The sequence below is a fragment of the Cohnella panacarvi Gsoil 349 genome, assembly GCF_000515335.1.
Classification (GTDB): domain Bacteria; phylum Bacillota; class Bacilli; order Paenibacillales; family Paenibacillaceae; genus Cohnella; species Cohnella panacarvi.
This window is the reverse complement of sequence record NZ_KI911563.1, coordinates 1,780,654-1,794,702: the sequence shown is the minus strand read 5'-3', so window position 1 is coordinate 1,794,702 and position 14,049 is coordinate 1,780,654. Positions and strand designations below refer to the sequence as shown.

Annotated in this window: 10 protein-coding genes and 1 riboswitch; of the genes, 3 read left to right on the top strand and 7 right to left on the bottom strand. The window is 52.7% G+C overall.

Annotated elements, in window-relative coordinates:
• Positions 1-47: 47 nt before the first annotated feature.
• The 4 genes from COHPA_RS0108690 to COHPA_RS0108675 all read right to left on the bottom strand — a co-directional run bounded on the left by COHPA_RS0108690 (position 48) and on the right by COHPA_RS0108675 (position 6,491).
• A complete protein-coding gene (locus tag COHPA_RS0108690) occupies positions 48-1,583 on the bottom strand; it encodes a response regulator (RefSeq protein WP_027085789.1) in 1,536 nt (511 codons plus the stop codon).
• On the bottom strand, positions 1,580-3,334 hold the full coding sequence (locus COHPA_RS0108685) for a cache domain-containing sensor histidine kinase (protein ID WP_027085788.1): 1,755 nt from the start codon (positions 3,332-3,334) through the stop codon (positions 1,580-1,582). The genes COHPA_RS0108690 and COHPA_RS0108685 overlap by 4 nt, the downstream gene beginning before the upstream one ends.
• A gap of 171 nt (positions 3,335-3,505) precedes the next feature.
• Positions 3,506-5,440: a DUF8034 domain-containing protein gene (locus COHPA_RS0108680; protein ID WP_027085787.1), complete on the bottom strand. Its 1,935-nt coding sequence runs from the start codon at positions 5,438-5,440 to the stop codon at positions 3,506-3,508.
• A gap of 1 nt (position 5,441) precedes the next feature.
• Positions 5,442-6,491: a (R,R)-butanediol dehydrogenase gene (locus COHPA_RS0108675; RefSeq protein WP_027085786.1), complete on the bottom strand. Its 1,050-nt coding sequence runs from the start codon at positions 6,489-6,491 to the stop codon at positions 5,442-5,444.
• A 114-nt stretch (positions 6,492-6,605) separates the two neighbouring features.
• On the opposite strand from COHPA_RS0108675, the gene COHPA_RS0108670 reads away from it, so the two are divergent.
• Both COHPA_RS0108670 and COHPA_RS0108665 read left to right on the top strand, forming a co-directional pair.
• Positions 6,606-7,040, top strand: coding sequence for an aminotransferase-like domain-containing protein (locus COHPA_RS0108670; protein WP_027085785.1), 435 nt, complete (start codon positions 6,606-6,608; stop codon positions 7,038-7,040).
• A gap of 93 nt (positions 7,041-7,133) precedes the next feature.
• Positions 7,134-7,700 (top strand): YbhB/YbcL family Raf kinase inhibitor-like protein, encoded by a 567-nt coding sequence (locus tag COHPA_RS0108665; protein ID WP_084760504.1) that lies wholly within the window; start codon positions 7,134-7,136, stop codon positions 7,698-7,700.
• Positions 7,701-7,808: 108 nt separating this feature from the next.
• Here COHPA_RS0108665 and COHPA_RS25510 read toward each other — a convergent pair whose 3' ends face one another.
• The 3 genes from COHPA_RS25510 to COHPA_RS0108645 all read right to left on the bottom strand — a co-directional run bounded on the left by COHPA_RS25510 (position 7,809) and on the right by COHPA_RS0108645 (position 9,479).
• The gene (locus COHPA_RS25510; RefSeq protein ID WP_211237871.1) at positions 7,809-7,958 is read right to left on the bottom strand and encodes a VOC family protein; all 150 of its coding nucleotides are present in this window, start codon (positions 7,956-7,958) and stop codon (positions 7,809-7,811) included.
• 139 nt (positions 7,959-8,097) lie between these two features.
• Positions 8,098-8,493: a DoxX family protein gene (locus tag COHPA_RS0108650; RefSeq protein ID WP_027085783.1), complete on the bottom strand. Its 396-nt coding sequence runs from the start codon at positions 8,491-8,493 to the stop codon at positions 8,098-8,100.
• A gap of 116 nt (positions 8,494-8,609) precedes the next feature.
• A complete protein-coding gene (locus COHPA_RS0108645; protein WP_027085782.1) occupies positions 8,610-9,479 on the bottom strand; it encodes a helix-turn-helix domain-containing protein in 870 nt (289 codons plus the stop codon).
• A gap of 929 nt (positions 9,480-10,408) precedes the next feature.
• Between COHPA_RS0108645 and COHPA_RS0108635 the strand changes: the two genes are divergently transcribed.
• A complete protein-coding gene (locus tag COHPA_RS0108635) occupies positions 10,409-13,540 on the top strand; it encodes an endo-1,4-beta-xylanase (protein WP_027085780.1) in 3,132 nt (1,043 codons plus the stop codon).
• A 161-nt stretch (positions 13,541-13,701) separates the two neighbouring features.
• Positions 13,702-13,897, top strand: a riboswitch (cobalamin riboswitch).
• Positions 13,898-14,049 lie beyond the last annotated feature (152 nt).

Genomic DNA, 14,049 nt, shown 5'->3' with positions numbered 1-14,049 from the left:
AAATTTGAAATAACTAATAATGGTGGACAATAATAATGTGAATTGAATCATTTCCCCGGATGTAATCGACGGTATTCACCCGGTGAAAGTCCCGATGCTTCCCGAAAGACGCGCGAGAAATATTTCGCGTCCGGGTATCCGACCGACTGGGCGATTTCGAACGTTTTCATTCCGGATCGACTCAACAGTTCTTTCGCCTTCTGAATCCGGTATTCTTTCATATAGGACGAGTAGGTTTGACCTACTTCCTTCGTGAACAGTGAACTTAAGTACTCGGGCGTAATATGCAGCCTGTCCGCGATTTCCTCCAGGTGAATTCCTTCTTGGTAGCCGGCGTGAATCAATTGAAGCGCTTTCAACACGGCGAGGCTATACGCCTTATTGCGCTGTACCTTGATCGTGCGTACGCTGCTGGCACCGAGGTTAACCGCTTCGATGAATTCGTATTTGGTCTGCGCATTTCGGATCGCCTGCAACCAGTCAGGTTGATCGGAGACGGCAAGATCATGATCCGGATTCGCCGCGTACTGTCCGAGGAGACCGGAAACAAGGCGTATCGTCGCATCGATAATTTGATGCGGCGGATAACATCTCTCCAATAGGAACGCCACCCAGTCGGCTAATACCCGAAGAATCTCCTCTTCGCTCGATGCCGCGACGGCAAGCACCATCCGGTTATCAAGATGCTCAGGGTACTGAAGCTGCCGGATGCCCGCCTTAGATACGGCTTCCTGATTCATCGTTGTAGACTGTATATTCGAGATGGACCAACGTCTCAATCGCTTCAATTGGGACAACCCGTTTTTCAAACCCGAGAGATTCGCGATCTGGGTCCGGCTCGCGACTACGGAAGGTATCCTGGCCATCTCGTTGTTCAGTATATGGACTGCAATTCCATCGAGGTCAAGCTCATCCGATTCCGTCTGCAAGAGCAGATGAATGGAATGATCTGACGGCAGCGCAAAGACGAATTTGGAACCGGATACCAGGATTGCCGGCTCCTTGTCCTTGATGATTTGTTCCATTTGTATGAAGTCGTTCCTAGAATAAAACTGGAGCAATTGTACCGCCCTGTCCGGCAGAAATCCGTTAGCGTGGACCATATGAGAGGAGAGAAGGGCAGGGTCAAGGTCCTCGCGCAGAACGGTTTGCCGAATCAGGTGCTCGGTCTGCGCGACCGGCGGGAAGTGGGGCAGTCCTCCCAATCGTTCGCATATGAGCTCGTGATCGATTTTCTCTAGAACCGCCTTCAGATCGTCGCTTGTAATCGGCTTCTCCAGATAGTCCCTCACTCCCAGCTGGAGTGCCTTTTTAGCGTACTCGAATTCCGAATACCCCGTGAGCACGACCGCCTTGTGCAGGCAGCCTTCGGCGTGCAACCGGTTCAGCATGTCGATCCCGGATAAGATCGGCATCATAATATCCGTAATTACCAAGTCCGGTCTAAGCTCTCGGATGAGGGTATATCCGTCTTGACCGTTCTCGGCCTTGCCGACGACCTGATAGCGATCATCCAATTTGGCGATCAGCCGGATAATTCCCTCGAGCGTGTTCTGTTCGTCTTCCACGACCGCGATTCTCATCCTTCTTCCTCCTCGGTTCCGGTTGATAGCGGGATCAGCAGTCGTACCGCGGTCCCTACGCCCGGCTTGCTGTCGAGTTCGAGCTTAGCTTGGTGTTTGTAGTAAATCTCAATCCGATCGATCACGTTCGATAGACCTATTCCCGATGGATTGTTGAAGATCGATGACCTTGTATGCTCATTCATGCCTTTCCCGTTATCCCGGACCTCGATCCGGAGCATGCGTTCCTTCGCGCGTTCGATCGCGATCCGAAGCAGTCCGCCCTGTTTACGCCCTGCAAACCCATGCAAGATCGCGTTCTCGATGATCGGCTGAATCAGCAATTTCGGTATTCTGCACGCGAGAAGCTCATCATCGCATTGAACCTGACACGAAAAGGAAGAACGGAAACGGAATTGCTGCAGATAGATGTAGCGGTCCACCCACGCCAGCTCTTCTGCCACGGTGACCAGTTTGTTGCTATCCTTGATGCTGTACCGCAGGATTTGCGCCAATCCTTTCAGCATATGGCTGATCTGATGCTCTTCTTTCTCAATGGCGAGCCAGTTGATGGAGTCCAGCGTGTTATACAGGAAATGCGGATTGATTTGCGCCTCGAGCGCGCGAATTTCCGCGTTTTTTTGTTTTTCCGTCGCGTTCAGAATTTCGGCCATCAGGTCGTTGATTCGCGTCATCATTTTGTTGAAGCTGATCGCGATATGGGAAATCTCGTCTCGGGTACGATGGTTTTCTACATGCACGTTCAGGACCCCGTTCTGGGCGACCTTCATAGCGCGGACAATATTGCGGATCGAGGCGGACAATCGTTCTGAGATCACGAAGATAAGAAGGCTGGAGACGGCAATTGCGAGCGCGCCTGTCCAGAAGGTCAATCGTCTCATGGCGAACATCTCTTTGAACAGCTCGCGTTGATCGATCAGATTATAAATTTCCCATCCGCTCTTTGGATTGACATATTTGTTGATGATCATGGAGGCGCCGATAACATCCGAGATTCGCTTCCCGATCATCTGTTTATCAGGAGATGAGACGATGATGCCCTTACTATTTACCAAGAAAGCAAGGTTAGGAAAGGGGGAGGGAGCCTGCGTGCCCTCGTCGGACAGGTTGATGGCTTCCGCCAGTACGGATTCATAGGCCGTTATCGTAACGACGCCGATGCCTTTAAGACTCAATCGGGTATAGTCGATGATCTTTCTCGCGAGATGAAAGCCGAACTGCTCCTTGTTATTTACGGTGTCGATTTTCTCGGGCTCACTGATGATCGTGCCGGTGTGCCTCAGCGCTTCTTGATAGAGGGGCAATGTCGTTGGATCTTGAACATTCGACCATTGATTATAGTAATAGGGCGATCCCGTCTGCCGATCATAACTAATGACCATTCCGTTCTCGGTGAAGATTGTAACGCTCCGTATGCCATTTTTCGCATTGGCATAGCCGGACAAGATATTGATGAGTCTTCTCCTGGAGATTTCCATGGCATCATTACTCTCGTTAATGGCGTTAATCGTCTCGACCAGATCGTCGTTCGTAATGATTTGCCTCACGATATCCTCATACGCAAGCAGAGAGGTATCCAGGTTTTTGGAGGTTTGCAACAAACTCGCGCGAACGAGGATGTTGATCTTATCTTTCATCGCCTCGCTCGAAATGTAATAGGAGATCAGCTGCACGACGACGACCGGAAGCAAACAGATCAGGATGAACGAGAAGATCAGCTTGCCCCTGAAACTGAATCCGCGCTTAAACATGATGGACCCCCCGGTCGAAAAAATTGTCGATTCTCACTTTCAATATTACTGGAAATGAGTTTTACAAATAAACAAAAATATGTAGATTGATATTTTTTGTCGACAAAAGGAGATGACGAATCCCGGACGAATTCGTCATCTCCATGCGCATGGATTGATATTACGGCTCTGTCATGTGATTATTCTGGATTGAATCAACGGTGTTGGGCTTTTCGCCGCGCACCATGGCGTTTCGTAGGAGGGTGGGTTGACATAGCGTTCCATCGACAATGTCAGCCTTACGCCGGCCGCACTCCCAAGCCGGATTTGCACCCATTTATTGTCCAACGGTAAGGAAAGCAGCAATTCGCCGCGTTCATCCCGGGCTTCCGCGTTCGTGAACCGATGCTCCCCGAAGCCTCCGGCTTGGATGACGACGTCTTTGGCCTCGGTCGTGTCCAAATTCACAAGAGTTAACGTTACGGAATCATCCATGAGCCGCTCCACTAGGGCGCTGACTTTAGGCGGCAAGCCTGGTCTTTGGGCGAATGCGTTGTAGTAGCGGACTCTGGCATGCTGGAGTCCCCCATGGGAAATATGCATCGGAGCGCCCAAGGTCAACTGGAGCAATCCTTCCGGATAGACAGGGCACATTTCCTGCCACTTGTGAATGCTGGAAAGGTCGTCAAGGTTATATCCATCCGAGATCCAGCCAGCCGGGTCGCCTTCCGCCGATCTCATTTTTTTCAGTTGCCTCTCGACGAGCTCGTAATTGGCTTTCAGGATTTTCTCCGGATATGCCGGATCGTTGCCGCGGATGTATTCGAACCAGGGGACGGTGTTCGCAATATAGTGCTTGGTCTCTTTGCCGGTATGCGGGTTGCGGCCGGAAACGATCGGGATCTCGATTTCCCTGTAAAACGCGGCGGTCTCCAGACGTTCGTAGCGCTCGACATCCTGCGAATCCATGGAAACGGTCCATAGATAGATAGGGTAAGCGGGATTCGGCGGTTTATAATCCGTCCAACCGCTGTCCAGGTGTTTGTGCGGCACCGCCCATGTACCTTGAACTCGCTTGCGGAGCCCCCAGTTGATATCCAACTGTTGTCTCGCAACGTCAAGCCAGTCCGTGTCTCCTGTCATCAGCACGGCATTCATGGAAGCATTGGTCAACGGTTCGATGATCGTAAACAGACCATGCGACCAGCGCCAGCCATAGTAACCTCCCCACCACTTGCCATCGTTGTATTCGCCGATCTCGCCTGACAGACCCACGTTATCCGGCATAATACCACCGTTCATCTCGGCCCGTGCCTTCCATGCGCCTACATATTCGATAACCCATCGTACCAACGATTCATCGCCGCTGAACATAAAGGCATGAGCGATCAGGCTTGTCGCGTTCAGATTTAACGGAACGTCTCCTTTCGCCATCCGCGCGTTCATCTTATCAATGATTTCCCGATAAACCTGATCGTCAGACCAAGGACACTTGCCGCTGTTGATATCGACGCCGGTCAGGTCCTCGAAGGGAGCCAGATATTGGTCCAGAATCCCCCGGTGCGTCATCCAGTCCTCTTCGGTCATGACGAAGCGGGGGCCGCGGCTGCCGTTGATCGGCGATCGAATCAGCTTTCTTACTCGGTCGTAATTCTGCGCTTCCGGATCGTCCCCCGTGTAGAAACCGGCGAACCGCCGTGCCCGTTGCCGATCCTTCAAGCTGCCAGGATCCGCCAACCCGAGAAAGTAGAGGAACAAGCAGCCCTCACCGTGGTGCATCCAGTCGTAGTAGCCGTCGAACTCCCGATGGATCTGACCGTATTCCGTCCATTGCCAAGTGATGCCATCGTATACTTTGCGTGCATGATCGTACAATTCTCGTTGTCCGCCCAGCACATACAACAGAGCTAAGTTCATGAAGCCTTCGTAGGGGTCGTCAGAGCCGTCCATGCCAGGCCAGACGCTTCTCCAGAGCAAGGTCCCGTCCGGCTGCACATACCGATCCACGAACTCCGCGGCTGCTTCGTCCAACAGCGACATTAACTGTTGCTGAAGCACGGCCCAGTGGGGGGGATTGTAAGGACGATCGATCGAAAGGGAAGCGATCGTTGATTGATGGGGATTCATCTTATCCCTCCTTGGCGAACGAACTTGCACCGTCGTCGGCACAGTTCAGTAAGATCTTCATGACGCCTCCGCTGGACTCCATTAACCGGAAGCCCTCTTGCAGCATCTCCAGCGGATAAATATCCCGAACCAAATGGCCGAGCGGCAGCTTGCCGGAGGCCGCCCACGCGATGGCCTGTTCGAAATCTTCCCTCTCGTAGACGCGAGCCCCGAAGAGCTTCAATTCCCGCCAGAATATCCGGTGAAGGTCGACTTGGGGAGGATCATTAAAGATGCCGACCACAACGATTCTCCCCCGGGTGCGGGGAAGCTGTGTCATCAACCTGGCGCCGGCGGCAGAGGACGTCACTTCGAATACGAGATCGCATCCAGCCCCGTCGGTAAGGTGGTTCACGTGTGCGGCGATATCTGATTCTTGGGGATTGATCGTATCGATCCCCATCTGCTCCAACAGCTGGAGCCTGAACGGATTGATCTCAGCAACGAGAACCTTCGACCCATTCGCGCGAGCGACGAGCGCGATTAGTGCGCCAATCGGGCCTCCCCCTATGATCACCGAGAGCTCTCCGCTCCGTACGCCGCCGATGCGAACGTCATGGCAGGCGACGGCTAGAGGTTCGATCAATGCGCCGAGCTGCAGAGAAAGCGCTCTCGGAATCGGCAGCACCGTATCGGCGGGAACCGTCACGCTTGATTGAAAACCACCGGGCGTTTCGATCCCGATGAACTTCAGACGTTGGCAGATGTGTGCGTGTCCTTCTTGGCAAGCCGGACACTGGTTGCAGGAAATCAGAGGCATGACGACCACGCGATCTCCGACGGAAAGGTGAGTGACGCTGGCGCCGACCGCTTCGACGATGCCCGACATCTCGTGTCCCATCACGTGCGGCATCGTCACACGGTGATCCATACGGCCATGATAGACATGCAGGTCCGTTCCGCAGATGCCCGCGTATGCGACCGCGATCCGCACCTCGTCCGGAGAAGGATCGACTGGCACGCAATCTCCGATCCGGATGGTCTGGTTCCCTTCATAAATCGCTGCTTTCATGATAAATACCAACTCCTTGCTTCGGCAGGCTATGATTTCGTTATCAAATTCAGTGTACGGCGAATGGAAGCGCTATGAAATTCGAGATGTCTAAGAAAGGTGGAGATATATAAGGTGATTGACGGATCGAGCCTTTCAACCGATACATCACGGCAATTAACCCTGTCCCTTGCAATTATCGCTCTCGATATCTATATCAAGAACGGCATGTACGAGCGGCACAGGGAGAAGATCTATCGGCAATATGAATCGCGGATCGAGATCCTGCACGACGCCGTCAGGAAGTACAATGATGCAGAACTGCTAGAAGTGGCCGACGTTCGATCGGGCGTGTTCATCCCGTTCAAAGTCCCGCGGACCGTCAAACTGGAGCGGGTCGTGGATCGGCTGAGAGAGCGGGGGATTCTCGTAGCGAGCGGGAAGCTGTTCTATCTCTCGGATTATCTCCGAAGGGAGAAGTTTCTGAGGATTGGCATATCGCGGGCTAGGCCGGAGCAGATACACGAAGGCGTTAGTGCGGTGATTGAAGAAGTTAGACGAGATCAATAAGGCGGCGCTCTGCGAACCTTCCGATTCGTACTATACGGACGGACAGGGTGATGGTATGTTAATGTAAATTTCGATAAGGAAAGGGGATAATGTATGAACTTACCAATACACATGCCCAAACGCATCCTAATCTTCATCCTAGCCGCGATTGCCATTGCGATTGGCGGGTGCGGTTCAACGAAGCCCGACAGCGGCAACAACGCATTCACCGTTACTTCAGAGGCGTTCAAGAACGGCGAACAAATTCCCGAGAAGCATACGAACGCAGACAATAGTATTCCGCTGGCTTGGGAGAATGTGCCCGAAGGAACGAAATCGTTCTCCATCCTGATCGTAGATCTTCATCCTGTCGCGAATCATTGGATTCACTGGGCTGTCATGAATATCCCTGCCGATGTACATCGCGTTCCGGAAGGCGCCTCCCGGACCGACAAGCTTCCGGAGGGGAGTCAAGAGCTATTGAATTCATCGGCTTTAAGCGGGTACGATCCTCCTGCTCCGCCGATTGGCTCCGGAAATCATGAATACAAAACCATCGTGTATGCTTTGGATGTTCACTCGTTGGAACCACCTGCCCATCTGCCTTATGAGAAGTTTCAAGAACTCGTGAGCGGTCACGTTCTTGGTACGGCGGAAATCAGTGGCTATTATGAGAGGTAGCATGACTTCGCGAGTTGGAGGAGCTTCCCGGAATCCGGGGAGCTCCTTCTTGCGACGTAATAATAAGCCGATCGCACGCAACGATCGGCTTATTCCTAAACAATCGATTTACTGGTTGAACGCGCTCATGTCGAAGTAGCCGATCTCCCACAGATGACCTTCCGGATCCTCGAAGTTTCTAACGTACATGAAGCCGTGATCTTGTGTATCCTTGAACGGTTTGCCGCCCGCGGCATGAGCTTTCTCCGCCAGGATCAATCGAGCCAGACGTACATCAACTTGCCGGTGAAAGACATCAATCGGACGAAGGAACTTTTCGGCAGCATCGGCTTCGAATTCAACGTCCTATTTTCCGACGAGAACTCGGCCTGCCTCGTCATCAAGACAGTCTGGTCACCTATCCTTTAAACTTAATATTTGCCGTTGTTCGAAAGCTCTTGAGCGCATCGCGCCGCAGGTACAACAAGAAAGCCGCCAAGATGAAGGTCGCTAGCGGCACCATGGCATCCCCTACGAGTCCGGCGGAGAGATTCGTCACCGTGGCGCCGATCATGATGGCTAACATTATGGCTATCGACAACACGGCTGCTCTCGGACTGCGATAACCGGCGACTAAAGCTAGTCCGGCCAGCGCTTCGAAGGCTCCGACGGTGTAGATCAGTGCCGGAGGCGTCCCAAGACTGTCAGTGAACAATTCCTTGATTTGCTCTGAACTGGAGAAGATCTTCATCCCCCCGGCAAACAGGAAATCCAGCGCCAATAAACCTTGTAATATTCGCGCTACCCATTTCATTGGCAATTCACCCCCTTGAGGTTCTGTTTTTTCGTATGTGACGAATCTGTGAATAAAATACCTTAAGCATGCCAAGGGGTATTGTAAGAAACGGAAGATCGAGTCTAAGCGGCCTATTATAGGCTTTCCGAAGAGGAGAGGCTTTCCGTATCCTTCACATGGTAGACCGTCTCGCCGACCTTGTTCTGCAACTTCGAATACTTGGCGGGGGAATAGCCTATAAATCTTTTGAATTCCTTGATGAAATGTGCCTGATCGTAATAGCTATCGTTGAAAGGTTTAGCTTGCAGGAAGTCGCGTTTGTTCCGGAGCAGCGCCTGGTAACTAGCTTGGAAGCGAACGAGCGATGCGAAGGTTTTCGGACTGACGCCCAGCCGATCGGCAAACTTGTTGCGTTGCCACCGATCGCTTAATCCCGTTACCTGCGATAGCTTCTTCACCGACAATAGACCTTGCGCTTTCAAGATGGCGTCGGCGCTGCGTTCGAACGAATAATCAATCTCCGTCAAAGCGAGCCTTCTGATCAAGAATTCTTGAAGAAGAGCCGCCTTATGCGTCGGATTCGTCGCCGAATAGATTCGTTCTTCCAAGGAGCGGGTTGCCGCCGTACCGAAAATTTCTCCGAATGGCACGATGGCGTTGCGCAGTTCATACTGAGGATATGCGAAGAGACGATACGCCGAAGCGGGATGGAGTTCGATACTGATGCAACCGAAGGGCTTACTCCGATCGAATGCAGCGATCAACGGACGATCGGATATGCCAACGATGGATAACCGATGTTCCGGGATCACGAATGCGTGGTCGCCGATCCGCCCGACAAGCTTCCCTCTATAATGCAAAGTCAATTTCACGGAACCGTTAGGAGCGATGATCTGTATCTCTTCCTGGGACAGTCTTCCGTCGCTTTCGAAAACCCAAAGGTCTCTGATGCATTCACTCAACACCGGGTGAGGCGTTATGCGCTGGATAGCCAGGTTGTTCATGGGAACCTACCTCCGGATGGGATGGGATGCTAGGAGTCGCGCTCGGAAAGCGAAATAACAACGATTTACCATTCATTCGAGTGTTGCAGGTTTCTTCGACGAGAGAATAGCAACCATTCGCAGTTATTTCGTGTGCTACTTGCGTCCAGGACTAGAATAACAACCATAAGCAGCTATTCTCCCAGCTTTGAGCAAATTACCGCAGAATACAGGGGAATACCTATCGATTGGTTGTTATTGCGGCGCGATTGTCGGTGTGTGGGAAAATAACTACCGATTAGTTGTTATGACGAATATGACGAATGTCTCACCGCTCTAGATAAGACTGCTCAAGGGAAAGCGCCCTCCTGCTCCCTTACCAAATAGATCGTCTCGCCAACCTTGTTCTGAAGTGTCGTATACTTCGCTGGGGAGTATCCCATCGCTTTCCAGAATCCATATGTCTCTAACCAGTTCCCTAAGTCCCGGGTGAGACGGTACGCGCTTGATCGCAAGCGTGTTCATGGGAATCTTACCTCCGAATGGGTTGAAGTCGGGCAGCGATTCTCTCGATTATGCATATTTAACAATTATTATAATTGAAGAGAATGGAGTAGCAACACTTATCGGTTGCATCTTGCTTTACTGAGTTTGAGTTCGATGGGGATGTTATTGACGATACTGAGGTGTTTTCTGAACTTGCCTTACGGAGAAGGGGCTAATCTTGACCTGACCCCGTCAGGAGAGCTTTTCAATACAATCCAAAGTTTCTTCTATACTTTTTGAAGTAAGCGCTTCCACGCTCTGAGGTACAATTAAACTTGGGAATAGAGGAAAGTGCTGGTACCCGGCATAGCGCACTTGCAGTTCAACCTTGCTGTCTTGCTACGCTATTCTAGACAGCGCTTTCACGACGTTCACTACATAACCTCAGGGGGAATCGTACAGTTATGAGCCGAAAGTCTTCGAGATTTCTTTCTTTGCTTCTAGCTTCTGCGTTGCTGATTCCGTCGGCTTGGCTAGCGCCGGCAGCGGCGGCAGACGATGCGAGCACGGTCGTTTATCAGGAATCGTTCGCGAACGGGCAAGGCGCGGCAGCTCAATCGGGCGGCGCGAATTTGAAAGTCGTTACGGATAAGAAGTTTGCGGGCAACGATGACGGAGCAGCGATCTACGTCAGCAATAGAACGAACAACTGGGATGCGGCAGACTTCAAGTTCGCCGACATCGGACTCGTGGACGGCCGGAAATATACGGCGACCGTGACGGGATACGTTGACGCGGACGCTACGATTCCGGCCGGCGCGCAAGCTTACCTTCAGTTGGTTGACAGCTATGCTTTCTTATCCGGCGCAGACTTCGTAGCCGGTAAAGCATTCACGTTGACGGGCGAGTTCACCGCCGATTCGAGCAAAGACAAAGCCGTACGCGTGCAATCCAGCGAAGACGGCAAGACGGTTCCTTACTATATCGGCGAGATCGTGATCACCGGGGAGAAAGCCGCGCCTGTCGTGGAAGAAGACCCGAGAGATCCGGCATTGCCATTCTCTACGATCACTTTCGAAGATCAGAAGACCGGCGGTTTTGAAGGCCGTGCAAGCACGGAGACATTGACCGTCACCAAGGAAGCCAACCATACGGATGGCGGCTCCTATGCGCTTAAGGTAGAGGGCAGAACGGTTGCCTGGCATGGTCCTTCCTTGCGCGTGGAGAAGTACGTCGATAAGGGCTATGAATACAAAATTTCCGCGTGGGTGAAGTTGATCTCGCCGGACAGCACGCAGCTCCAATTGTCTACGCAAGTAGGCCAAGGCAACGGCGCCAGTTACAATAACCTCCAAGGCCAGACGATCGGCACGGCCGACGGATGGGTGAAGTACGAAGGAACGTACCGTTACAACAGCGTAGGTGACGAGTACTTAACGATCTATGTCGAGAGCTCGAACAACGCGACGGCTTCCTTCTACATCGACGATATCAGCTTTGAGGCCACGGGCGCAGGTCCTGTCTCCGTACAGAAAGACTTGAAACCGATCAAAGACGCGTACCAGAACGACTTCCTCATCGGTAACGCGATCTCCGCGGGCGAGCTGAAAGGCGTGCGCTCCGAGCTCCTTAAGCAGCACTTCAATGTCGTGACGGCGGAGAACGCGATGAAGCCGGGCTCGGTGCAAGCCGAGAAAGGCAAGTTTACCTTCGAAAGCGCGGACGAGATCGTCGACGGCGCGATTGCAGCCGGACTGAAAGTGTATGGGCATACGTTGGTTTGGCATCAGCAATCGCCGGATTGGATGAATGCGAAAGCCGACGCCGATGGCAATTTGGCGCCGATTAGCCGCGATGATGCGCTAGGCAACATGAAGACGCACATCAAGACGGTCGTAGAGCACTTCGGCGATAGAGTGATCGGTTGGGACGTCGTGAACGAAGCAATGAACGATAACCCGTCGAACCCGTCCGATTGGAAAGCGGCGTTGCGCCAATCCAATTGGTATAAATCGATCGGCGAAGATTATGTCGAGCAAGCGTTCCTGGCAACGCAAGAAGTTCTCGACGCGCATCCGGATTGGGACATCAAGCTGTACTACAACGATTATAACGACGATAACCAGAATAAAGCCGAAGCCATCTATCAGATGGTCAAGGAAATCAACGATCGTTACGCGAAGAATCATCCGGGCGAACTGCTCATCGACGGCATCGGCATGCAAGGCCACTACGGCTTAAGCACGAAAGCCGAGAACGTGAAGAGCTCGCTGGAGAAGTTCATCTCCTTGGGCGTCGAAGTCAGCGTATCCGAGCTCGATATTCGCGCGGGAATCAACTCCGTGATATCCGAGAAGGAAGCTAAGTCGCAAGGCTACTTGTACGCGCAATTGTTCGATATTTACAAGACGCATGCCGACCACATCGCGCGCATAACGTTCTGGGGACTGAACGATGCGACGAGCTGGAGAGCGACGGAGAATCCGCTTCCGTTCGATAAAGACCTGCAAGCGAAGCCGGCGTATGATGGCGTTATCGATCCGGCCAAGTTCATGAAGGAAAATCCGCCCGAAGTGAAAATCGTCAAACAAGCAACCGCTAAATTCGGTACGCCGAAGATTGACGGTACGGTTGACGCGGCATGGAACGGCGCAGCCGAAATTTCTGTGAATCAGTATCAAATGGCATGGCAGGGCGCGACCGGCGTGGCCAAAGCGCTGTGGGATAACGACAACCTGTACGTATTGGTCCAAGTCAGCGACGCTCAGCTGGATAAAGCGAGCGAGAACGCTTGGGAAGAGGATTCCGTCGAAATCTTCTTGGATCAGAACAACGAGAAGACTCCTTCCTACCAAGAGGACGACGGACAATACCGCGTCAACTTCGACAACGAGACATCGTTCAACCCGGCGAGCATTGCCGAAGGCTTCCAATCGGCAACGAAAGTGTCCGGCACGAACTACACGGTCGAATTCAAGCTTCCGCTCAAGGCGATTAAGCCGGCGGACGGAACGAAGCTCGGCTTCGACGTACAGATCAACGACGGCAAAGACGGCGCGCGCCAAAGCGTCGCCGCATGGAACGACACTTCGGGCAACGGCTATCAAGACACGTCCGTATACGGCGTGCTGACGCTGTCCAACAGTCCGTTCACGGATTTGAACGGCTACTCTTGGGCACGGGCTGCCATTAACGACCTAGCTAAGCGAGGTCTAGTCAAGGGCACCGGCAACGACAAGTTCTCCCCGGGAGCCTCCCTCACGAAGAAAGACTTCGTAGCGATCTTGGCGAAAGCGCTTGAAGTGAAGGAATCGGACATCGCGGGCGACGTGAAGGACCCAAGCGGCAAACTTACGCGCCAAGAGATGATGGTTCTGGCCGTAAGCGCTCTGAAGGCAGCCGGCACGCAGCTCGAAGCAGGCGGAGCGCTTGACGCGTTCTCCGATGCCGCGGATGTTTCCGACGAAGCCAAGTCCAGCGTCGAAGCGCTGGTGAATGCCGGAATCGTCAAAGGCAAAGACGGCAAGCTGGCACCGAACGATAAGTTGAACCGCGCGGAGGCGGCAGTCATTATCGTTAGTCTCTTGAAACTGTAATCGCAAAGCCAAACGCGATAAAGCCCTAGTCCGGTATCCGCCGGGCTAGGGCTTTACTATTCTATAGGGATTCGCGCGGGTCTGAGCGATCGGTATAATGGGAGGCTTTTCTTTCCGCTTGTCGTTCGATATAATGAGTCGAGAGATTCTGCTTGTTTAATAGAATTTTTACGCCGATAGGTGCCTTGTTTGCGTGTTCGCAACGCAAGGTTAAAAGGGAAACCGGTGAGAATCCGGTGCGGTCCCGCCACTGTAACTCGGGGACGACCTCGTAATGCCACTGTTCCGCCAGGAATGGGAAGGCGAGGCGCGTCGCATACCCGTAAGCCAGGAAACCTGCCTATTCGGTAGCCAATGAAGCTCCTTCGCGGAAAAGGACGGCCTATCAGGACAGGTGCGAGCGCATCTGTATACCAGTTGTTGCCTGATTAGCAATCCCCTTGTTTCCTTACGGAGATAAGGGGTTTTTTCGTTGAACGCATGGGTTGTAAAAAGGATACTGAACAAGC